The following is an 18,574-nucleotide window of genomic DNA, read 5'->3' as shown; positions in this document are numbered from 1 at the left end:
GGAGCTATTCTTATGGATGAAAGAGCAAGTTGGCGAACGGGAATTGGGGCATTTCCCGGGGGACCGGGATCTGTTCCGCAGGCTTTACGATGCGGGCAAAGAATTGGACCTATTGGAGTATGCATTCCGCACGCTACAACAGGATCGGATAACCGGTACGCTTATGGCCCATCCTGGCATTATGGAACGTTTTGTCGAAATGTGCGATGAAAACCAGTACAGCTCCATTCTCATTACGGAGACGGAGAAGTTTTTGCAAGGTTTATACGAGACCAAATGCTACATGCGAGACCTAAACATCACGTTGCTGTCGGAGAACTACATGCTCTGTCGGTTATTGAACATATACTTTGAACAAAATCCTCGAATGTTCGTGATTCAGGGAACCATCTACCAACCGTTGCAATTGGAACAAAGATTTGACGCGATTCTGTCCATTCCAACCTTTGGTCTGAAACTTCAGGATGAAGATGAAATCTCGATTCGTGAATCAGAGGGGGCGGCTGTCAGTTTCTTGCTCCCTATTCTGCAGGAGAGAGGTAGAATAAGCGTTACGTTCCCGCCACGCATGATGTTCCAAGCAGGAACGATTGCGGACTGGAGACAAGAGATGAACTCGGATGCACCTGTGCAATCGATTTATACGCTTCCAGACGGATTGTTTCGTCCCTATACCTCGGTTAGAACATATCAAGTGGAATTCGGCAAGGAAAGTCCACGAGAGGTTCGGATAGGAAGATTGGTCATCAAGAAGCAGAGGCTGGAGATTGACCGGGAAGAAGTGATTCCTCCGGATCAATTCCAGCTATGGGATAACTGGAGGATCGATCTGCTGCTCGACGAAGAACAAGAGAAGCTGCGCTCATTCCAGCAGGCGGCCATGCCGAAGGAGAAGCTTCGCAGCATGGCAGATATATTCCGGGGGAAGGCGATCTCGAAGCAGGAATTAAAGTCAGGCAAGATTAGAGTGCTGAATATTTCCAACCTGGAGGATGGTGAAGTTAGGTTGGAAGGGCTGGAACTCATCGATGAGGAAGAGCGGAAGGTAAAACGTTATGAAGTGCTTCCCGGCGACTTGGTCATGACATGCAGAGGGACCGTGATTAAGCTCGCCATCTTCCCTGACAGCGAAGAAATGGTTATTGCCTCAGCCAACATTATCGTGCTTCGATTCAAGTCGAAATTGTTGGCTCAATTCGTGAGGATTTTCCTGGAGAGTCCGACAGGCATGGCGTTTATTCAAAGCTTCCAGCGTGGAACAACGGTTATGAACCTAAATCCCTCAGATGTTGGAGAGATCGAAATCCCAACGGTTTCGGAAGAAAAGCAGCAGCTGCTTGTCAACCAGTATTTGGGGGAGAAGCAACGCTACAAAGCTGTTATGATAGAAGCGAATGCAAGATGGGAACAGGCTAAAAACGATATTTATAACGCATTATTCTGAAGAGGAGTTTGCAAATGTCAACAGCGAACATTGGTTACGAAGAGAAGTTATGGAGCATGGCCGACAAGCTGCGCGGCAGCATGGATGCAGCGGAATACAAACATGTGGTACTGGGCTTGTTGTTCTTGAAATATGTATCGGATGCTTTTGAGGAGAAATACGAGAAGCTGAAGCTAGAGCCGTATGCAGATCCAGAAGACCGGGATGAATATACGGCCGATAATATATTTTGGGTACCGCAAGAGGCGCGTTGGAACCACATTAAGAATAGTGCGAAGAAACCTGAAATCGGGCAGTTGATCGACAATGCCATGATTGCCATTGAGAAGGAGAATGCATCACTTAAGGGTGTGCTGCCGAAAGACTATGCAAGACCGACACTGGACAAGACACGACTTGGCGAAGTAATTGACTTGTTTTCTTTCAGAGTTGGGGACAAGGAAAGTCGCGCCAAGGATGTGCTGGGCCGCGTTTATGAATATTTTCTGAGTAAGTTCGCCAGTGCAGAGGGGAAGAACGGCGGAGAGTTCTATACGCCGAACAGTGTTGTTCGCTTGCTCGTTGAGATGATCCAACCGTTCAAGGGCCGCGTCTATGACCCATGCTGTGGCTCCGGGGGCATGTTTGTTCAAAGCGAGAAGTTTGTAGAAGAGCATCAGGGGCGAATTGGGGATATCGCTGTCTATGGGCAGGAATCGAACCCGACTACTTGGAAGCTCTGCAAGATGAACCTTGCTATTCGTGGAATTGACGGAAATCTGGGCGATCATAACGCGGATACGTTCCACAACGATATGCACAAGAGCTTGAAGGCCGACTATATACTGGCGAATCCTCCGTTCAATATTAGCGACTGGGGCGGCGATCGTCTGACGGAAGACGCTCGGTGGACATATGGCATCCCGCCTGCAGGGAATGCAAACTACGCATGGATTCAACACATCGTGAACAAGCTGGCACCAAGCGGCGTGGCGGGTTTTGTCCTGGCGAATGGTTCGATGTCGACCAGCACGACAGCCGAGTGGGAAATCCGCAGTAAACTGGTTAATGCTGATCTGGTCGACTGTATCGTCACCTTGCCTGGGCAGCTGTTCTACTCGACGCAAATTCCAGTGTGCTTATGGTTCTTGGCGAAGAATAAGGCATCGAAAGGGATGCGTGACCGCCGAGGAGAGATTCTTTTTATTGACGCGCGGAAGATGGGCTATATGGCTGACCGTACGCATCGGGAGCTTAATGTAAATGATCTGAAGAAAATCGCAGACACCTACCACGCGTGGCGCGGTCAAGAAGAAGCGGGGACATACGAAGATATGAAAGGCTTCTGCAAATCGGCTACGTTGGCTGAAGTGCAAGAGCATGAGTACATTTTGACGCCGGGACGTTATGTCGGCATCGAAGATATTGAGGAAGACGGAGAGCCGTTCGAGGAGAAGATGGCTAGTCTGACATCGGAATTGGCAGAGCAATTCGCTAAGTCTCGACAACTAGAAGATGAAATCCGCAAGCGGCTTGGGGGGATTGGGTTTGAGTTCTGAGTGGAAGATTACGAAACTCGAGGATGTTTCGGTAAACCTTAATAATAAACGTATACCATTGTCATCGAGAGATAGAGAAAAATTAGATAAGATATATCCGTACTATGGAGCGCAGGGGATAATAGACTATGTTGATAATTACCTTTTCGACGGTGAGTATTTACTTATTGCCGAAGATGGAGAGAATCTTAAGTCAAGAAAACAAAATGTGGCCAATATAGCGAAAGGTAAGTTTTGGGTGAATAATCATGCGCACATTTTGCAGAACAATAGTATGTCGGATCTGTACTTCCTTTATTACCTTATTAATAATGAAGACATCGGCGGCTATATTACAGGCTCAGTTCAACCAAAGCTTTCAAAGGCTAGTTTAAATTCGATAAAAATTACACTACCTGCTCTATCAGAGCAAAGAGCTATATCTAAATTGTTAAAAAGCCTTGATGACAAAATCGAACTCAACAACGCTATCAATAAAAACCTTGAAGAAATGGCCCAAGCACTATTTAAACGCTGGTTTGTAGATTTCGAGTTTCCTAATGAAAATGGGGAACCCTATAAGTCCAGCGGTGGCGTGTTTGAGGAAAGTGAGTTGGGGTTGATTCCGATAGGTTGGAAAGCTGATAATATTGGAAATTGTTCTAGTGTTGTTACTAGAGGGATTGCACCCAAATATGACGATAGTTCAGAGAAGCGAGTAATAAATCAAAAATGTATTAGAAATGGTTTTTTGAATATTTCCTTATCAAGAGGCCATTCAGGTAAAGTACCCGCAGATAAACAACTTCAATTTGGGGATATTCTAGTTAATTCAACAGGAGTGGGGACGCTTGGGAGAGTTGCTCAAGTAATTGATGACCTCGTAGACTATACAGTTGATTCACATGTGACAATAATACGTCCTAATAATGAAAAAGTCATTGGGTATATGGGCTGTTTATTAAAGAGGATGCAGTCGGTATTTGAACATTCATCAACCGGTAGCACGGGGCAGACGGAATTGGGAAGAGAGGCAATTAAACAAATTAAAATTTTAATACCAGAGGACAAGGTGATGGAAAAGTTCTCTGCTATTTATGATATCTTTAGCGAAAATATGTCACGCTCATTTTTAAATAATAGAACATTAGCTCAAATCAGAGACATCCTTCTCCCCAAACTCATGTCCGGAGAAATTCGAGTCCCGGTGGAGCAACCTTAATCCGAAGGAGGTGCACAGATGGCCCAGTATATCACGTCCTATGCCGAGAGCGACTTGGAACAAGCAGCACTTGAATGGTTCGAGGAGTTGAACTACAGCAAGGCCTACGGACCGGAAATATCACCGGAAGGTGAATATCCCGAAAGGCAGTTCTATGATGAGGTCATTCTGGTTGAACGGCTGCGGGATTCGCTCATTCGTATTAATCCGCAAATTCCGCGCGAAGCGATTGAGGAAGCGATTCGAATCATCGAAGTGCCGCGCAGCCCAAGTCTTCTGATCAACAACAAGGCGTTTCAGAAGATGATTACGGACGGCATTGATGTCCAGTACAAAGCGGTGAATGGCGAATATCCGACGGAGAAGGTCTGGCTGTTCGACCGGGATCCGGACAGGGCTTCGAACAATGACTTCCTTGTTGTCAATCAATACACGGTAGTGGAAGGACTCAACGAGAAGCGACCGGATATTGTCGTGTTCGTGAATGGGTTGCCGCTTGCCGTACTGGAGCTTAAGAGCGCTTCGAATGAAGAAGTCGGCATCAGTGAAGCGTACAACCAGGTACAAACGTACAAAAACGCAATTTCGTCATTGTTCACGTACAACTCGTTCATGATTATTAGTGACGGCGTGAATGCGCGGGTTGGGACATTGACAGCGGACGAAGACCGCTTCATGATGTGGCGCACTATCGATGGCAGCGATGTAGCCCCTACCTCTATCCCTCAGCTCGAAGTGTTGATTAAAGGAATGTTCGAGAAGAGCCGCCTGCTCGATTTGATTCACTCCTTTGTCTTGTATCAGACCGATGGTGAGCACCTGTACAAAATATTGGCCGGCTATCACCAGTTTCATGCGACGAACAAAGCGATCGCAAGCACGGAGCGGGCGACGATGGATGAAGGCGACCGCAGAATCGGGGTCATCTGGCATACGCAGGGCTCGGGTAAAAGCTTGTCCATGGTATTCTACACCGGAAAGTTGGTTCAAGCGCTCGACAATCCGACCATTGTTGTGGTGACGGATCGAAATGATCTGGATGATCAATTGTTCAGCACATTCAGCAAATCGAAGGACCTGCTCCGGCAGACGCCACAGCAGGCGGATAATCGCACTCATCTTCGCGAGCTGCTGTCTGTTGAGTCGGGCGGCATTATTTTCACGACGGTGCATAAGTTCACGCCGGATGATCTGGAAGATAAGTATCCCATCTTGACGGATCGCCGCAATGTCATTGTCATTGCCGATGAGGCACATCGCAGTCAGTATGGTTTCCAGGCGGAGATGGTGACGAGCGAAGAGGAAGCGTCTGTCAAATACGGTTATGCCAAATATATGCGCGACGGCTTGCCGAACGCTTCATATATTGGTTTCACAGGTACGCCAGTCGAAATGACAGACAAAAACACGCCTGCCGTCTTCGGCGACTATATCGATATATATGATATGACGCGGGCCGTTGAAGATGGTACGACTGTGAAAATCTATTATGAAAGTCGAATCGCCCGTCTGGAGCTTTCGAATGCGGAACGTCCGATCATTGACAGCGAATACGAAGAGATTACGGAGTACCAGGAGTACACGCAACGCGAACGGTTGAAGTCGCGTTGGGCGCGACTTGAGGCGCTGGCTGGTTCGGAGAAGCGGATTAAGAAAGTCGCTAAAGATTTTGTCGAGCACTTCGAGCAGCGTGGGGAGGCGGGATTCGGCAAAGCCATGCTCGTCGTGATGTCGCGTCGTATCGCGATCGATATGTACAAAGAAATTATTGCTCTGCGTCCAGATTGGCATAGCGACGACGATAATGAAGGCAAGATCAAGATCGTTATGACAGGCAGTTCCAGCGATCCGGCCGAATGGCAATCTTATATTGGGAACAAACGGCGCAGGGAACATCTGGCGAAACGGATGAAAGACCTAAACGATCCTCTGCAGATCGTCATTGTACGTGATATGTGGCTGACTGGCTTCGATGTGCCAAGCATGAATACGATGTACATCGATAAACCGATGAAAGGTCACAACCTGATGCAGGCCATTGCTCGCGTCAATCGAGTGTTCCGCGACAAACCTGGTGGACTTATCGTCGATTATATCGGGATTGCGGATATGCTGAAATCCGCTCTTCAACAGTACACGGAGAATGACCGGAGAACGGCCGGCATCGATACAGATCAAGCAGTCGATTTCATGTTGGAGAAACTTCAGCTCATTCGCGAACTGCTGCATGGTCACGATTACCTCAAGTTCAAGTCTGAGCGGGCCTCCGAGCGGATGCAAGCGATTGTGGAAACAGTCGACTATGTATTGGGGCTTGGAGAAGAAGGGAAACGAAACTTCCTTAACTGGACAACGGAAGTAGCGAGATCGTTTTCCTTATGCGCAACTACCGTCGCGGCAGAACAGGTCAACGTGGAGATCAGTTTCTTCAAAGCGGTTAAATCGGGTATCGTGAAGCTCATAACCGAGCAGAACAAGAAGAAAACAACAAGCGAACTGGATGTGCAGTTGAATCAATTAATCTCCAGGTCGATCATATCTGACGAGGTCGTCGATATACTGGAAGCAGTGGGGCTGCAGAAGCCGAATATCGCAATCCTATCAGATGAATTCTTGGAGCATGTTCGCGGATTGAAACAGAAAAATCTCGCGGTCGAGCTGCTTCGCCGTCTGTTGCAAGGCAAAGTGAAGGCCGTGTCCAGAACAAGTATTGTTCAGTCCAGGAAGTTTTCGGAGATGCTCGAAGAAGCCGTGCGCAAGTATAATAACCGCACGATCGAAACGACGCAGGTTATTGAAGAGCTGATCCAGATGGCCAAAGAGATGAATGCTGCCGTCAAGAGAGGGGAAGATCTTGGGCTGATTAAAGAAGAGCTTGCCTTCTATGATGCACTTTCTTCGAATGAATCCGCAAAGGAGTTAATGGGCGATGTGATGTTGAAGCAGATTGCCCATGAACTAACTCAAGGGATTAAGGCCAACATTAAAGTAGACTGGACACTTCGCGAGAATGTGCGGGCACAGATGAGAATAACGGTGAAACGACTGCTCAAGAAATACGGTTATCCGCCGGACTTGGAGAAGTTGGCGATTGATCTTATCTTGCAGCAGGCTGAATTGATGGCATCTGCGGAGACGACAGATTTTAAATATTGATTCATAACAGGCGCAACGTACGGATCCATTCGTACAGCGCCTTTTTTTTGCTTGAAATGCAAGAAATTAACGACTGATTTGTCGACGGTAGGCCAGCTAGTAAAAAGGATTTACTTCCTTCTGCGTCGAAAGTCTCATTAGGGAAAAACTTCAACATGGAGGAATGAATGGAATGGGATTCATGTCGATATTTACATCGGGGTACTTTTTTGCGGCATACATAGCAGGAATGATAGCTTTCGGGACCTATCAATACTTTAGAATATATCCGAAGTATGCAAAAGCGAAACAAGAAGCAGCTGTTACAGCCGCTAAACTGGAAGAGCTCAAGCAGGTCGATGATCTTGTCGAACGATTTAATCAGATGGATGATTGGGTTAAGAAGCAGCAATCCAGCGAGTTTGTCACCCAATGTATCGAGCCCAGCTGGAGAATGTTCTATAAGAAGTTTATGGACTACCAGCGCAGCGGGGTAAGCGTTACTCCGGACGTGTATGATTACTTCCATGAAGAAAGCTTTGTTCAGAAGTATGGCAGCCGGAAGCTTGCAGAGCTAGTTCCGGGACTCTTCCTGGCTATTGGTATATTCGGAACGTTTCTAGGTATCGCTACCGGTGTGTCGGGCCTAGATCCGAATGGGGATTCAGCTGCAATGAAGAGTGGAATCGGGATACTACTTAGTGGTATGACCGTCAAGTTTTTATCGTCGATGTCGGGTATTGCATTATCGGGTATTTGGCAGTACATAGACAAGAAAAAATTTCTGCCTTCTCTACAAGATAGCTTTCATGTCATTCGTCAAAGTATGGATGAAGCATTCCCGACTCAAGAAGAAAGCACGGTATTATTCCGGATGCTTCAAAATCAGGAAAAGCACATGCAGGACTTTCAGGTGTTCATGTCGGAGCATTTAATTCCGCAAATGATGACAGGGTTCACAGAAGCTTTAAACCAGTCCATATTGCCTCCGCTTGAACAGACCCAAACTCTGATGGGTGAGCTCGTTACGAATGCCAGTGCTAATCAAATGGATGGGGTTAAGCAGCTGACGGCCGAGGTAATGAGCTCGTTAAATGAAATCACAGGCGAACATATGAAAAACCTAGGCGATGCCCTTCAATCGACGGTTGAGTGGCAGCAGCGTGTTCATGAGCAGATGAGTGCTCTCGTTGAATCTATGCAGCAGTCAGCCATTCATCAATCGGAAATGGTGGAGAAGACAACGGTTCTAACTGGTGAAATCCATAACTACACGGAGAATATTACGGATTATCAGCAGGTGTTGGAAGGTACCGTGGCTCAGTTGAATGATACTACTGCCAAGAACAGTGAGCTGCAAGTTGCGGTGACGGGTCTCCTGGATCGCATGATCGAAGAGAGGAATGTATTCCACAATCACTTTGAGGATCATATCGGAAGACTGCAGTTGAATGTGGAAACGATTGTAGCACAGTCTCAGCTACAAGCCGATATTCAACGACATCTGGAGCAGAATCTTGGCAGCATGACCGGAATGGCGGATAGTCAACAGATGGTTGCCGCAGCGCTTGCTGACCAAGCGGTACTTGCCAAACAATCTGGCGTTGAGCTGGAGAAGCTCGTTGTACGATTCGAGAATAATGCTTCGTTGTTTACAGAACTGCAAGCAAGAGTTGGAGAGTTGCTCGAGCTGACGATGAAAGAACGCGAACGTGTCGATGAGCTAGTTGAACAAATCCAAGAAGATATGGTAGGACAAGTCGAGGCTATGGATGAACGAGTCCAAGTGATGACTTCGGTATGGGAAGAAAACAGCGATATTATGACGAAGATGAACAAGCAACTGGGAACCTCGATGAATCAGTTCACGGATGATATGCATCGGGGCATTATGCGTACATTCGAACAGTTCGATGAAGAGTTGACGAAGTCTGTTAATCTGTTGGCCAAGGGCGTGGATGCAATGCGTGATGGACTTGTCGAATTACCAGAGATTATTCAGGAACTAAAGCAATCGGTTACTGAAATTAACAAACAGGCAAAACGTGCCGCGTCCAATATGTAAGGAAGGGAAGATAAGCGGTGGCGAGAGGGTTTCGTAGTTGGAAGCGTCATTCTTCTGCTGTACACGAAGAAGAGAAAGAGAGCTCTTGGATATCTTACACAGATCTCATGTCGGCATTACTTATCATATTTGCTCTAGTCATTATGGTAACTATGTACGATACGCAGCAGGCTTATGAGCAACAGTCGGAAGCGATGGAGAAAACAGCGGAGGCCATTAAGCAGAAGGAAGAAGCAATCAATGAGAAAAATCAGCTGATCGAAGATGTGGTTGGTGTGAAGTCAAAGATTATTCAAGAGTTGGTTGCGGCGTTCAAGGACTCCAATTTGGATTTGGAAATAGACCCGCAGACGGGAGCCATTCGGTTCTCTGGCGGGGTATTCTTCGACAAGGATAGCAGCACCGTATCATCGAATGGCAACGCGTATCTTATCCAGTTCATTCCTGAGTATATAAACATATTATTGTCTGAACAGTTCCGGGACGAGATTTCGCAAATCATTGTAGAAGGTCATACGGATACTGACGGAGGTTATCTTTATAACCTTAAGCTATCCCAGGACCGGGCGTTATCGGTTGTCCAACAAGTGTTCGATCCCGCCTTTCCGAAATTTCAATTTCAAGAGCAGCTGAAGGCCGTAATCACGGCTAACGGACGATCTTTCAGTGTACCTATCCTTGATCAAAATGGGAAAATTGATTTGGATAAATCAAGGCGTGTTGAGTTCAAGTTCCGGTTAAAGGATGAACAGCTGTTGGAGAAGCTAGAAGGATTGATGGTGGAAGATGGACAATAACACTTATATCTTCAATTTTACTTTTACTCCGAAGAAGCTGGTGGAAACAAGGAAGAGCGTACAGAAACGCTATGAAGATATCGATTTACTAACAGCTTCTCAAATAAGCGGAATGCGCCTGCCCAAATTACTGGAGCTAATTAGAGGGACGCCAGAGACAGAAATTGAATCATTAGCAACGCAGCTTAAGAAAACCGATATTATGGTGCTATTATATCAGTTCCCTCACCAGACAGAGTCTAATGAAACACAGAAAAAAATCAATCTCTTGATTTGCCATCGTTATAGCTCTACGATTGGAAATTACGTCTGGGGAATCTTTCAGCACGAGTTTCAGAATGTGTTTGTCCAGGACTTGCTGAGAAGATGTTTTGCCGTAGATCAGTTCGGATTTCTAGACTTAAGTAACAGCAAGTTGATTGACGGTATGAAGGCTGCATTGATAAATAGATCAGGAATTAACAAGGGGTTAGTTGAATTGTTACGCGGAGTGACCGTGAAAGTGGAACATGTACTTAAAGCTGTGAAGATAAAAGCGGATTCCCCGTTAGAAAATCATGTCTTATACAACATGCTTCTTGAAGGTATGCATAGTGACGAAATGATTCGGCGCGATGGTGAAGGCTTTATTTGTCAACTGCTCGATCGCTATCCTATACATGACTATCAACAAGTGATGAAAGTGTATCTGGAAGCCCGCAATCATAATCAGTTCCATTCGAACCTGCTCGAACAAGCGATCGTTCGACTTCACGATCCTCGTGAGAGAATCGCAGATTGGGAGTTTCTCAGTGAGCAAGCGATGCAGCAAGTGCAAAGATGGCTCTTAGAAATTGAGCTGAAGAAATTTTTTGAGGGCGATGTCGGCCAGAGATTTGAATATTGGAAGAGGTACCTGCACTACATCAAAGATGTTATTCAATTAAAGGGGAGGAATGACCCTAAGGTCGCCTTTATTTATTTTGAAAACATCGTGGTCGTAGAGTTCGGTAATATCGGTGCAGCATATTTTTACCACAAAGCTGGATTCAACAAATTTATACTGAGCAAAACAACAGGCACTGAGTTTAGCTCGAGAAGTGTAACTGCTAAAGAAAGCCTATTGAAGAATATGAACTATACCAAGAACGGTGAACCGTTATATATTCATAAGCTAGGTCATCACGGTTTCTTTGATACTTGGACAGCCAAGTTTACAAGGCACATGCAAGAATACATGGACGGATACTATGATTATGCGGAGTGAGTAAAATATGAGCTGGTGGAATCGCATTTCCGGCAAATCACAGCAACCGCTTTACCACCCTGTGGAGTGGAAGTTCGAAAAGCATGAGAGTGGACTGGCCATTCGACTATACCGGGGGCAAGAAAAAGGTCAAATTACGCTTCCTGTTAATATGACAGTTGCAGAGTTAAGACAGCAACCAGGGCTTGAGACGCTAGAGCTCATAGAAGCCATGTGGTACGAAGAGGGATTAGTTGAGACGGCAGAAGGTTACCTGCTACCGTATGAAACACTCGCTGAAATGCCAGTTGAACTCCTCGATATGCTTGATATTCCTAGACCAGCACAATTGGAACTGTTTCTAGCTCACGAGGGGGCCATTGGTACCCCTCACTTTAGGTTTGTATTAGAGAAAAAGCATGGAAGTTGGACACACCTTGAGCGGACAGCACAAAGGATTGGGCCTTGGCTACGACTACCCGATCGTAGTTGGCTATTAATGTCCCCGGAGCAATATCAGTTGCAGCAATTAATTGATAACGCGCCAAACAGCATGGATAAAGAAAGAGTATTTCAATACGTCGCGGAAGTGCGGTCGGCTGCTCGACGACAAAATATCGCGATGGACAGCTATTTGGAAAAGCAAGAATATAAATTCGTGGATGAGCTCAATATTGATATTCAGTATGATGGACAGCAAATTGATTTGAGCCCCCAATACTTATCTAAGGATGAAATTCCCCATGAACTGCTTCATAAAATGAGCGAGGGGAATTATAGCTACGCTAGCGATCCAACCAACGGGAAAGTATTCGTTTCTTCTGATGTTCTACAGAAAGCAACGAGTATACGTGAGCGTGATCCCATACGCGGGCAAGATATTCCGAGATTCGCTGAAAATCCTGAAGCCTTCCTGCCTGAAGTAGAGGGATTAGATTTATCCCTATTTGGAGAGCGTGTGAAATCGCTTGGTATAAGAGTGTATAAGGCGCAACCTTATGTACATGCAACAGATAAGGGGCGAGGTTGGTTCGAGCTGGAGTCAGGTATTTCGGTTGTTGACTATGAAGGTGAAGTACAGGAGTCATTCACGACGGACAATTTTCAGGCCTTATTTGGCGGTGACTCCTCTTCCTCTGACCAAGAATATTTTGAAATTGATGGAAACTGGGTCAAACTTCCTCCTAATTTGGGGGCATTCACAGAAGCCGCTACCCAATTGAAGCAATCGCTTGGCGCCGATAATCGAATAGATGTGACGAAGTTGCCTTATGTTCTCGAGATTTTTGAGAATATAGGACAGCTCGAATTTAATCAGCCTATCTTACACGCACAACAAGAACTGGTTGATGCCGGAGTCATGGATAAAACACCGCCAAGTATGTTCACCGCCACCTTGAAGCCATTCCAGCAGGATGGTTTTGTTTGGATGAAGTCACTCCATTATCGAAATTTGGGTGGGCTGCTTGCTGATGATATGGGTCTTGGAAAAACGATTCAAGTGGTATCGCTGCTCACTTATTTGTTCGAGAGAGGAAGGTTGACGCCCACTCTTATCGTAGTACCCAAAACTTTGTTAGAAAATTGGGTTGGAGAGATTGAGAAGTTTGCACTGCCTCTTGCAAGACAGATCTACGTTCATGGGGGAAGCTCGCGAATAAAGGATCCAGAGATTCTTAAGAAAACGGGAATAATCCTTACCACCTATCAAACGCTTGTACGCGATCAGTTAGCTTTTGGACAAGTCGAGTGGCAGGCTGTCATATGCGATGAAGCACAAGCCATAAAAAATCCTTCTACAGCAGCTAGTAAAGTTATTAAAGCGATGAAATCTAGATTCAGATTGGCCATGACAGGGACACCTGTTGAGAATGGATTAAGCGAGCTCTGGTCCATTCTGGATTATGTACAACCAGGTCTACTAGGTAGCCTAAGTGAGTTCAAGAAGGAATTTATTGATAAGCTTGAATCGGATAACAGAGAATCGGAAGTTGAGCAACAGTTACTAGCACGTATCTCAATGGTGTATAAGAGGCGGACAAAGTCAGAGGAGCTTAAAGGGCAACTTCCTGATAAGGTTGCCGAAAATTATCCGATACCGCTTGGTATTGAGCAGAGGCAATTGTATTCTGAGGTTATTTCACAGGTGAAGGGAAAGAAGTTGTCCGGTTTACAAGCCATTCAGATCTTACGAGAATTATGCTCCCATCCGGGGCTGGTACTCGATCAATGCAAAAGACTTCCTGTCGAGTCAGTCCCCAAACTAGCCAAGACGATTGAATTAATTCGCGAAGTTCAAAGACGAGGAGAGAAAGTCCTAGTATTTACAGAACTAAGGCAGATGCAAGAGTTGCTTCGAGAGGCTATACGTGATCACTTTGACATAAATCCTGCCATTATTAATGGAATGACGGAAAGACGCCAGAGTGTAGTTAATCAGTTTAATAATCGCCCAGGATTCGATGTCATGATATTATCGCCGAAGGCAGCCGGCACGGGTCTTACGATTACTTCAGCCAATCATGTTATTCATTACACGAGATGGTGGAATCCCGCTGTAGAGAATCAAGCCACGGATCGTGTTTATCGAATAGGGCAGGAGAGGCCTGTACAGGTGTATTATCCTATTGTTACGGATACAGAAAATGTATTGAGGTCGGGTACGGTAGAGCAGATTGTTCATCGGATCTTGAGTGAGAAGCAAGAGTTGGCCTCTTCTATCGTAGTATCTAGCCGGAAACTGGATGTGGAGAATGAAGTGATGGCTCAGTTATTTAATTAGTATAAAACAATAGAATTGAAGCGAGTTAGATGGAATCTGTAGCCCTGTTTTCACAATCGTGGAAAATCAGGGCTATACTTATTTGAATTCACACTCTAAAGCAATTAGTCAAAATTCCTTTGAATGGCCTCAACCTGATTTTGAATTTCGTTAATTTGTTTTTGATATTCTCTTTTTTTATTCTCAAGAGCTTTACTTTTTATAATATACTCAGTGTATTCATTAGTACTTCCAAATTCAGAATGGTTGCTTTGCAAGGTATTTAATTGATGAAAAACATCATCAAGCTTCTTGAAGGTTTCTTTCATTAAAGATCTTAAGAGGGCCAGCTCTTCTTGTTTCTCTTTCATTATAATGGTTTTATGAAACTGATCTTCACTATAAGAAGATGGGATTATCTCAGCAGACTGACTAGAGATATATCCGGTTCCACTACATGGGAAGCATTTACCCCCATCAATGTGGTTATATTGAGGTAAATACCCAGTACCGCTACATTTTCGACAGGGAGTCTGCATAATTCATCTCCAAATAATTCATTTAGGCATCTCAAGTTTAAGTACGCTATAACGTGATGATGGGCTTATTCGAGATCAATCCCCATGAGGTTTCCAGCATGGCGTTGATTTGCTCCCAGCTTTGGTCGATGTCCTTCTGAACATGTTTCAACATTTCCTGCTCCTTCTCATAAGCTACCCACTTTATGTGCTGGAAGCCGTATTTAAAAAATGCTGTCCATTGCGGGTAATTGATAGCCAGTGGATTTTTTGTTACCGCTACTTTGCCCGCGTTGACAGAAGTTGCGATGAGATGTGCAGAGAATAGCATCGTCTGTAATTTCGGATTTTTGCTCGGATTGGTACTGAACGGAATGGATTCTAGGAAGCCGTGACCCTCATACATCCTTTTGGCAAAATAGCAAAGCCTGACGATCACCTCGATCATAATGACAGGAATGGACATGGACAGAAAGTGTGTGAAATTATAGCCTTGGCGATACATGATGCGCGACATTTCGCCTATGGTGTATTCCTGCTCTCCAATCCGCCCAAATTGCATGAACTGAAAGAGGGGCATTAATGGTACCGGAAGTCCGGCTGAGGTGGCGACATCTGATTTCATGTGCCCGAAGACCCGGGCTAGTGCTTCAAATATATTCATGCCTACCGTATCCTTACCCGTGGTATCAATGTTTTGTACAATTATTTTTCCATACTTGTCCACAGCAGTGAACTGTCCTTTCAGAATATCCATCGTGCCGACTATAAAGCCCAAAATGGGGTCATGGCCTAACGATTGATACCGATGGGTACGCGCACCCAGTCCTGCAACCTTCTCACCCAAACTACCGGAATGCGAAGCATCGAATGGAGCCCAATTGTCTCTCTCTAATTGTTTGATCTGATCGGGGGTCAAGCCGGCCTGGATTTTCTCCCTGACGAAATTAGACAATGCACCTCCCTGGCTACCCTTTCCTCCTAGAAAGCCCGGGTGCTTCGGCATTTTGACAAGGAAAACGTCGATGATAGCCGCAAGTATCCCCGCTACACCACATATAGCCCAGTCGAGCTTGTCTAATCGATGGACGTTTAGAAATTCTGCACGTAGCCCACTAATTTTGCGTTCAACCGTTTGAATTTCCTCCACATTTAGAATATCCAGAAATACTGCGTTGTCACTAGTACCAAGCTCAGCATCAGAGAGAATATCCTCCCAATCTCGGACCTGTAGATTAGTTGCAACTGGAGGCTTTTTATGAGGTTGTCTGTTTGCGGTTGTAGGAATTGCAATACCAAGACTTTGCAATAGAGCTTCGGAATCGCTGATCGACTGTTCCGTCTTGTGACGAACACTATCGAGATCAGATTGTATGTTTTTTAGAGTCTGTGCCTGGTTTCTCAACACATTAAGATGTTGCTGATCCTTACTTGTGATGATTCTATTGTAATCCGCGCTCATAGCGCAAGGTCTGCCTTTAGATCTTTAATTGCTCCTTGCAATAGCAAGTTCAGAGTGTTCAAATACGTAATTCGCTCTTCACTGGCATTAAGCTCATTCTTTAGTTGACGGATGATTGCATCATGTTTCCTGATAGCTTCTTGGAGGAGAGCTTCTTTGGCTTGAGCGAGCTTTTTTTTCTTGCCCGAGGCAAGCAGGGCGTATCCGCCTACCCCTAATATAACAGCAGGTGCCGCCAACACTCCAATTCCTGCTACCATACCGCCCCCGACAATCGCACCGGCGGCCGCAAGTCCGGAGGTGATCCCTGCTGCGCTTAATCCAGATACGCCCAAAATCGACAATAAGCCTAGGCCCGCTGCTCCGCCAACGCCAATGCCTGCCACGGCGCCTAGTACATCGGGAATGTCACTCGTTCTAATCGTCCGTGCTTTATCGTTAACCGCCGCGCCGGCTTCTAACACGATCTTTTGCACTGGAATTAATGCTTCCGCATTTTTATACAGTAGTTTCGCCATTTTTGTTCCGCCTCTTTCATTGGTAAGGTGGTTGCGATCAAAAGTAAACTCTTTTATCTCGCATTCTGAAAACATAGGAACATTGTACCATTTTTGTTCTCGGAATGGAGGCGAGACTTTAAAAAGAAATTATAGAAGTCTTATTTGTAGGCAAATGGGCCTGTTCTCTCTACTAATGTTGAGTAGCTAAAAAGTAAGGGGGTTGCGGAGGGAAAACCCTCTATATAGTAAAATCAAACTATGTAAACAGCGAGGGAGCCAAACGGGTAATCATAGCTATTTCGAAATGTACGCTTTTCATTCACACCAACATAATAGCCTTTTTGTGTGTAAACCATGAGGACAATAATCTTCAATTTGATACACCGTGGAGTGACTCTCAGAGAAAATGAGGAAAAGGGGGGACATGGATATGTCCCCTGTAACACAATTTCAGTAGGTGCTAGATATGAGCTGGTAGGAAATTAATGTTGTGTATATCACTTCTCCTTTACCGTGCTATTAGTACGTATAGCGCACGGTGAAGATTGGATCCTGGCGCATATAGTATTCGAAGATGTGACGGCCGACCCGATCACCACTGCTACGAAGTTCTGGAAGTGGTCCACCTGTTGGATTCGAGACTTCCGGATCCCCGACAGGTCGAGCGCCATGCGGCAAGATAATTACAAGCGACATTTCAAAGCCATTCGCTGGTGTAAGGTTGCTGAATGGTGCAATGAAACTAATCGTGTAGATGCCGCTTTCGTCTGGCTGCAGCGTCTTATGAAGGAAAAACTTCAACTCCTGGTCGTTCGCGCCAAGGTCGATTTTCGTAACTTGGATGCTGGATGCCATCACTTGGATCTGCTCCCATTGTGCTTCATTGGCAGCGATGGCAGCCTCAAGAGCTGTACGCTGCGCATCATCCATGTCAGCATCGAGGAGAGCGGTGGAGATTGGCGATTGGAATACGGCTTTATTGTCCAGCTCGTCCAGCGTTCGGATATAAGCACGCTGCGGATCGTTTGTAATGGCCGGAAGAACCAGTGTAAGGGCTTGTCCTGGCGGTTGGGTCAGAGTAGTGACAGTATCGATGTTGACGATGTCACCAGTTTCGCCTCCGCTTACACGGGAAGTACCATTAATAGTTACGACTGTATCTTGTCTGCTAATAAAAGAATTAAACATAGAATAAAACCCCTTTTTAAATTTTTTAAGATAGGTTGTTGCAAGGGTTACATGCTATACTAGCAGTAACCCAATGTCTTGAAGGGCTTGAGTTAATCGACGTGCATCTGGACCATGTGCGTCGATTTTTTATTCCCGCTATGATGTGTCATACATGTGCTCAACTCCTTTCTTAGGGTAGCTTGATCCCCCTCTATAGGTATAAGGGACGAAAGGGTCCAAAATGGACAAAATTGTTTGAAAAAAGTTTTTCTTAATCGAAGTGCATCAATTTATTATTTACGCTATGATGTGTCGTACATCTGCTCAGCTCCTTTCATGAACTGCTTAATCTCCCTCTATAGGTATAAGGGACGGTATGGCCTAAAATGGACAAAATTACTAGAATAATAATTGCCATTCGGTTTTTACTGAATAGAAACGATAATTTATAGAGAATGATATTCATCGCCGTAGGGTGAGGAACTCCGATTCAATGGTCGTCTCTGTAATCCAAATTGGAATCGCACTTTTGGTTTCCAATTGCTTCCAATTATATACAAAGATGTAATGCTTTCTAAAAGAAAATTGATACCTTTTTCAAAAAAGCAATAAAAAGAAGCCACTTAAATGCGAGGCCACTGAAAAAGTCCATCTCATAGAAAAAGGTACAGTCATTCAATTAAATTGAAGAGGCTGTACCTTTTTTTCTGTATAATTGAGTCATAACGAAAAGCAGGTGAGTGCGGATGATTAGGAAA

12 protein-coding genes are annotated in these 18,574 nt (G+C 45.2%); 8 read left to right on the top strand and 4 right to left on the bottom strand.

What is annotated here, in order from left to right; genetic code table 11:
- Positions 1-16 precede the first annotated feature (16 nt).
- The 8 genes from NQZ67_RS27915 (at position 17) to NQZ67_RS27880 (ending at position 14,187) form a co-directional block, all read left to right on the top strand.
- The gene (locus NQZ67_RS27915; protein ID WP_257452471.1) at positions 17-1,444 is read left to right on the top strand and encodes a restriction endonuclease subunit S; all 1,428 of its coding nucleotides are present in this window, start codon (positions 17-19) and stop codon (positions 1,442-1,444) included.
- A gap of 14 nt (positions 1,445-1,458) precedes the next feature.
- Positions 1,459-2,982: a class I SAM-dependent DNA methyltransferase gene (locus NQZ67_RS27910; RefSeq protein WP_257452468.1), complete on the top strand. Its 1,524-nt coding sequence runs from the start codon at positions 1,459-1,461 to the stop codon at positions 2,980-2,982.
- Positions 2,972-4,183 carry a restriction endonuclease subunit S gene (locus NQZ67_RS27905; RefSeq protein WP_257452467.1) on the top strand — a complete coding sequence of 404 codons (1,212 nt, stop codon included), beginning with the start codon at positions 2,972-2,974 and terminating at the stop codon, positions 4,181-4,183. Before NQZ67_RS27910 ends, NQZ67_RS27905 begins: the two co-directional genes overlap by 11 nt.
- 18 nt (positions 4,184-4,201) lie before the next feature.
- Positions 4,202-7,339, top strand: a complete 3,138-nt coding sequence (locus NQZ67_RS27900; protein WP_257452465.1) for a type I restriction endonuclease subunit R — start codon at positions 4,202-4,204, stop codon at positions 7,337-7,339.
- Positions 7,340-7,511: 172 nt separating this feature from the next.
- A complete protein-coding gene (locus NQZ67_RS27895; RefSeq protein WP_257452463.1) occupies positions 7,512-9,383 on the top strand; it encodes a hypothetical protein in 1,872 nt (623 codons plus the stop codon).
- A 17-nt stretch (positions 9,384-9,400) separates the two neighbouring features.
- Positions 9,401-10,180 carry an OmpA family protein gene (locus tag NQZ67_RS27890; RefSeq protein WP_257452461.1) on the top strand — a complete coding sequence of 260 codons (780 nt, stop codon included), beginning with the start codon at positions 9,401-9,403 and terminating at the stop codon, positions 10,178-10,180.
- Positions 10,170-11,426 (top strand): hypothetical protein, encoded by a 1,257-nt coding sequence (locus NQZ67_RS27885; protein ID WP_257452459.1) that lies wholly within the window; start codon positions 10,170-10,172, stop codon positions 11,424-11,426. Before NQZ67_RS27890 ends, NQZ67_RS27885 begins: the two co-directional genes overlap by 11 nt.
- Positions 11,427-11,433: 7 nt before the next feature.
- Entirely contained in the window at positions 11,434-14,187 is a 2,754-nt protein-coding gene (locus NQZ67_RS27880; RefSeq protein WP_257452457.1) for a DEAD/DEAH box helicase, read from the top strand.
- A gap of 104 nt (positions 14,188-14,291) precedes the next feature.
- Here the strand turns inward: NQZ67_RS27880 and NQZ67_RS27875 are convergent, their stop codons facing one another.
- The 4 genes from NQZ67_RS27875 to NQZ67_RS27860 form a co-directional block, all read right to left on the bottom strand.
- Positions 14,292-14,705, bottom strand: coding sequence for a hypothetical protein (locus NQZ67_RS27875; RefSeq protein ID WP_257452455.1), 414 nt, complete (start codon positions 14,703-14,705; stop codon positions 14,292-14,294).
- Positions 14,706-14,751: 46 nt separating this feature from the next.
- Entirely contained in the window at positions 14,752-16,146 is a 1,395-nt protein-coding gene (locus NQZ67_RS27870; RefSeq protein ID WP_257452453.1) for a hypothetical protein, read from the bottom strand.
- Positions 16,143-16,664, bottom strand: a complete 522-nt coding sequence (locus NQZ67_RS27865) for a hypothetical protein (RefSeq protein WP_257452451.1) — start codon at positions 16,662-16,664, stop codon at positions 16,143-16,145. The genes NQZ67_RS27870 and NQZ67_RS27865 overlap by 4 nt, the downstream gene beginning before the upstream one ends.
- 501 nt (positions 16,665-17,165) lie before the next feature.
- The gene (locus NQZ67_RS27860; protein WP_257452449.1) at positions 17,166-17,834 is read right to left on the bottom strand and encodes a hypothetical protein; all 669 of its coding nucleotides are present in this window, start codon (positions 17,832-17,834) and stop codon (positions 17,166-17,168) included.
- Between the last annotated feature and the right edge of the window lie 740 nt (positions 17,835-18,574).

The organism is Paenibacillus soyae (genome assembly GCF_024623455.1).
GTDB lineage: Bacteria > Bacillota > Bacilli > Paenibacillales > Paenibacillaceae > Pristimantibacillus > Pristimantibacillus soyae.
Note: the sequence above shows the minus strand (reverse complement) of the source record. Positions and strands in the feature narration are given on the sequence as shown.

Bases quoted from the DNA above. Each gene is read 5' to 3' on its own strand.
- NQZ67_RS27915 (WP_257452471.1), top strand. From the start codon at position 17: ATGAAAGAGCAAGTTGGCGAACGGGAATTGGGGCATTTCCCGGGGGAC.
- NQZ67_RS27885 (WP_257452459.1), top strand. From the start codon at position 10,170: ATGGACAATAACACTTATATCTTCAATTTTACTTTTACTCCGAAGAAG.
- NQZ67_RS27910 (WP_257452468.1), top strand. From the start codon at position 1,459: ATGTCAACAGCGAACATTGGTTACGAAGAGAAGTTATGGAGCATGGCC.
- NQZ67_RS27880 (WP_257452457.1), top strand. From the start codon at position 11,434: ATGAGCTGGTGGAATCGCATTTCCGGCAAATCACAGCAACCGCTTTAC.
- NQZ67_RS27900 (WP_257452465.1), top strand. From the start codon at position 4,202: ATGGCCCAGTATATCACGTCCTATGCCGAGAGCGACTTGGAACAAGCA.
- NQZ67_RS27865 (WP_257452451.1), bottom strand. From the start codon at position 16,664: ATGGCGAAACTACTGTATAAAAATGCGGAAGCATTAATTCCAGTGCAA.
- NQZ67_RS27875 (WP_257452455.1), bottom strand. From the start codon at position 14,705: ATGCAGACTCCCTGTCGAAAATGTAGCGGTACTGGGTATTTACCTCAA.
- NQZ67_RS27895 (WP_257452463.1), top strand. From the start codon at position 7,512: ATGGGATTCATGTCGATATTTACATCGGGGTACTTTTTTGCGGCATAC.
- NQZ67_RS27860 (WP_257452449.1), bottom strand. From the start codon at position 17,834: ATGTTTAATTCTTTTATTAGCAGACAAGATACAGTCGTAACTATTAAT.
- NQZ67_RS27870 (WP_257452453.1), bottom strand. From the start codon at position 16,146: ATGAGCGCGGATTACAATAGAATCATCACAAGTAAGGATCAGCAACAT.